The organism is Caballeronia temeraria, from assembly GCF_001544795.2.
Taxonomy (GTDB): Bacteria; Pseudomonadota; Gammaproteobacteria; order Burkholderiales; family Burkholderiaceae; genus Caballeronia; species Caballeronia temeraria.
In genome coordinates this window covers 1-3,779 of record NZ_FCOI02000082.1, presented here as the reverse complement: position 1 = coordinate 3,779, position 3,779 = coordinate 1, and the positions used below count along the sequence as shown (strand labels likewise).

The 3,779-nt window shown below is 60.7% G+C and carries 4 protein-coding genes; 3 read left to right on the top strand and 1 reads right to left on the bottom strand.

Annotated features, from left to right (window positions below):
* Positions 1–303 precede the first annotated feature (303 nt).
* Positions 304–1,797 (bottom strand): form I ribulose bisphosphate carboxylase large subunit, encoded by a 1,494-nt coding sequence (locus AWB76_RS38370; protein WP_061165287.1) that lies wholly within the window; start codon positions 1,795–1,797, stop codon positions 304–306.
* Positions 1,798–2,191: 394 nt separating this feature from the next.
* On the opposite strand from AWB76_RS38370, the gene pqqA reads away from it, so the two are divergent.
* The 3 genes from pqqA (at position 2,192) to AWB76_RS38360 (ending at position 3,639) form a co-directional block, all read left to right on the top strand.
* Positions 2,192–2,266 (top strand): pyrroloquinoline quinone precursor peptide PqqA, encoded by a 75-nt coding sequence (gene pqqA / locus AWB76_RS42830; protein WP_008354335.1) that lies wholly within the window; start codon positions 2,192–2,194, stop codon positions 2,264–2,266.
* An 80-nt stretch (positions 2,267–2,346) separates the two neighbouring features.
* Positions 2,347–2,913: a DUF447 domain-containing protein gene (locus AWB76_RS38365; protein ID WP_061165286.1), complete on the top strand. Its 567-nt coding sequence runs from the start codon at positions 2,347–2,349 to the stop codon at positions 2,911–2,913.
* A gap of 36 nt (positions 2,914–2,949) precedes the next feature.
* Positions 2,950–3,639, top strand: coding sequence for a (5-formylfuran-3-yl)methyl phosphate synthase (locus tag AWB76_RS38360; protein WP_061165285.1), 690 nt, complete (start codon positions 2,950–2,952; stop codon positions 3,637–3,639).
* Positions 3,640–3,779 lie beyond the last annotated feature (140 nt).

The following is a 3,779-nucleotide window of genomic DNA, read 5'->3' as shown; positions in this document are numbered from 1 at the left end:
TTCCCTTGCATACCCTGCGGCAGCGCGCAGCGCTGTGCCGGAACTCTTTCGTGCTGGTCCAGCGCCTTGAAACGACTGGCTTGTCAGACCGTGCGCGAGCCAAGCCCGGTTAGTCCTTCGAGGGCACTCTTTAGGCGAGGGCCGCCGAGGACGAGAGAACTACTCAAACTACGTGTGACCGCGGGCCTGAAAAGCTGCTTTCTTTGGTTACTTTCTTTGCAGCAGCAAAGAAAGTGACTGCCGCCCCGCACAGGGGCAGTGCTAATAGACCACTAAGAAAACGGGATCTGGCAACAAAAAAAATCAAACCCCAGCAGTAGCAGTAACAGCAAAATCCGGCGTATCTGTAGATGCGTAATTGAACGTCACATCGCGCCAGGTATCGAGCGCCTGCTTCAACGGAGTACAACTCCGCGCAGCGGCTTCGAGAATGTCTGGACCTTCATTCGCGATATCCCGCCCTTCATTCCGAGCCTTGACCATAGCTTCGAGCGCGACGCGATTGGCCGTCGCACCGGCCTGAATGCCTTGCGGATGTCCAATCGTCCCGCCGCCGAATTGCAGAATGCAGTCATCGCCGAAGAGATTGAGCAGTTGATGCATCTGTCCAGCGTGAATCCCGCCCGATGCCACCGGCATAACCTTCCTCAAACCCGCCCAGGGTTGATCGAAGAAAATGCCACGCGAAAGATCGGGTTCATTACGCGCATCACGACACACGTTGTAATACCCCTGCACCGACAACGGATCGCCCTCGAGTTTGCCAACGGCAGTGCCCGCATGAGCATGATCGACACCCGCCATCCGCAGCCACTTGGCGATCACGCGAAACGAGATGCCATGATTGCGCTGCCGCGTATAAGTCCCATGCCCCGCACGATGCAGATGCAGGATCATGTCATTGCGCCGCGCCCACTTCGACATCGACTGAATCGCGGTCCAGCCGATCACGAGATCGATCATCACGATGCATGAACCGAGTTCCTTCGCGAATTCCGCGCGCTCGTACATGTCTTCCATCGTGCCGGCCGTCACGTTCAGATAATGCCCCTTCACTTCGCCGGTCTCCGCTTGCGCACGGCTCACCGCTTCCATCGCGAAGAGATAACGATCGCGCCAGTGCATAAACGCCTGCGAATTGATGTTCTCGTCGTCCTTCAGGAAATCGAGTCCGCCTTTCAGGCCTTCATACACGACACGTCCATAGTTCTTGCCCGACAATCCGAGCTTCGGCTTCACGGTCGCACCGAGCAACGGACGGCCATACTTGTCGAGCCGTTCGCGTTCGACGATGATGCCCGTCGGCGGTCCTTGAAACGTCTTCAGATAGGCCACCGGAATGCGCATGTCCTCGAGGCGCAACGCCTTGAGCGGCTTGAAGCCGAATACATTGCCGATAATCGATGCCGTCAGGTTCGCGACCGAACCCTCTTCGAACAGGTCCAGTTCGTAAGCGATATACGCGAAGTACTGCGGCTCGTCGGCGCGTGCATTCGGCACCGGCTCGACGCGATACGCCTTCGCGCGATACATGTCGCATGCGGTGAGACGATCGGTCCATACGACGGTCCATGTCGCCGTCGACGATTCGCCCGCCACCGCCGCAGCCGCTTCCTCCGGCTCGACGCCCGCTTGCGGCGTGATGCGAAAGAGCGCGATGACATCCGTGTCCTTCGGCGTGTAGTCGGGCTGCCAGTAGCCCATCTCGCGATACTTCATGACGCCGGCCGCATAGCGCGAGCGCGGATCGGACGGATTGCGCACCGCCTCGACGGCGGCCTTGCTGAAGTCGTTCATTCCGTTTCCTCGACAGTGAGATGAGCGTGACGTCCGCGCTGCTGCCCGATGCGTCCGTCGCTTGTGTGCTGCGCCCTGCTGTGATTGCAGAGTAAGCACGGGCCGGTCAGAAAGGAATTCACGAATTTCTTGCCCCGGCTTAAACGATGCCTTAGTCGGGAATTGCCCTGATGCGTTTATGGACGAGCGAATGGGACACTTTGCTCTGATTTCGTCACAGTCGGCGCGCATGATGGATGAGTCGCGCTCTTCGGCATCCGCTTCATGTCATTGGCATGACGCTTGCATCGTCGAAAAGCCGGCCCCCTCCCGGCCGCCTTGGCGGATTCGTCCGCATCGGCACATCACGAAGCGGTATCCGAGGCCTCAACCCAACCCATATGGAGGAACGCGCATGCAATGGACCACGCCGAGCTTCACCGATATGCGTTTTGGTTTTGAAATCACGATGTATATCGCCACCCGCTAACCGCGGATCAAACCCGCACGAGGCCGCGTGAAAGCGTGTGCGGCTCTTTCGTGCGGCTACGAATACTTTCGCCGACCCTCATGATCTACGAGACCATCGTCACGACCGCGGATCGCGATGGCCGGCCGCACATCGCGCCGATGGGCGTGCGCTTCGAAGAAGGTCTCGCGATTCTCGCGCCGTTCCGTCCGTCGACGACACTCGACAACGTCATCGCGACGAAGAGCGCCGTCATCAATCTGACGACGGACGTGCGCGTGTTCGCGGGCTGCGTGACGGGCATCGCGCGCGACTGGCCGACGATCGCCGCGAGCACGGTGCCGAGCGTGCGGCTCGCATCGACACTCGCGCATATCGAGCTGCGCCTCGCCGAGTTGCTCGATGACGAAACGCGTCCGACGCTGCGCATGGAATGTGTGCATCGCGAGACGCATGCGCCGTTTCCGGGCTTCAATCGCGCGCAGGCGGCGGTCGTCGAGGGCGCGATTCTCGTGAGCCGGCTCTTCATGCTGCCGCCGGAAAAAATCGACAGTGAAGTGGCGTATCTGCGCATCGCCATCGACAAGACCGCGGGCGACGCCGAGCGCGAAGCCTGGCAATGGCTTTTGCAGGCGATCGAGACGCATCGCGCGAAGGCTGTGACCTGACGCTCGTTCCGTAGCCATTCTTCTGGAGTTTCGACGATGACCGTATTGCTCGCGAGCGTCCGCTCGGCCGACGAAGCCTTCGATGCCGCGGACGCCGGCGCCGAACTGATCGATCTGAAGGAACCGAATACGGGCGCGCTGGGCGCCGTCGCGACCGGCGACATCGCGCGGATCGTGCGGTTGCTGCGCGCGCGGTACGCCGTGCGGCCGATCAGCGCGACCATCGGCGATTTGCCCAACGATGCGCTCGGCGAGATGACCATACGCGTGCTCGATGTCGCGGCTGCGGGGGTCGATTATGTGAAGGTCGGTGTGTCGCCGGGTGCGGGCGCGTCGGCCTGCTTGCGGCATCTGGCGAGCCTGCCGGCGGCGGTCGTGCCGGTGTTGCTATCGGATGAAGGCGTGGATCGTGAACTGGCTGCGCTCGCGGCGCAGCTCGGGTTTGTCGGCATCGTGTTCGATACGGCGAGCAAGAACGGGCGCACGCTGTTCGATTGCGTTGATGTCGGGATGCTTGCTTCCTGCATGAGCGATGCGCGTAAGCGCGGGACGATGATCGCCGTTGCCGGGTCGTTGGGCTGGGACGATCTCGACAGGATTCGTTTGCTGGCGCCGGATATTGCAGGGTTTCGTGGCGCGCTCTGCGATGAGCGGGATGGGCGTGGGGGGAGGATTGATCCGCTTCGCGTTGAACGGTGGGTTCGGGCTTTGCATTTGGCTCGATAGCCGTTGGGGGGTTTTTGCTATCGCCTTTGTTTTCGCTGGGTCCCGTTTTGTTTTTGGTCTATTAGCACTGCCCCTGTGCGGGGCGGCAGTCACTTTCTTTGCTGCTGCAAAGAAAGTAACCAAAGAAAGCAGCTCGAAAC

What these genes read in the sequence shown, in the direction of transcription:
- AWB76_RS38370 (WP_061165287.1), bottom strand. Translation starts at nt 1,797, where the DNA reads ATGAACGACTTCAGCAAGGCCGCCGTCGAGGCGGTGCGCAATCCGTCC.
- AWB76_RS38365 (WP_061165286.1), top strand. Translation starts at nt 2,347, where the DNA reads ATGATCTACGAGACCATCGTCACGACCGCGGATCGCGATGGCCGGCCG.
- AWB76_RS38360 (WP_061165285.1), top strand. Translation starts at nt 2,950, where the DNA reads ATGACCGTATTGCTCGCGAGCGTCCGCTCGGCCGACGAAGCCTTCGAT.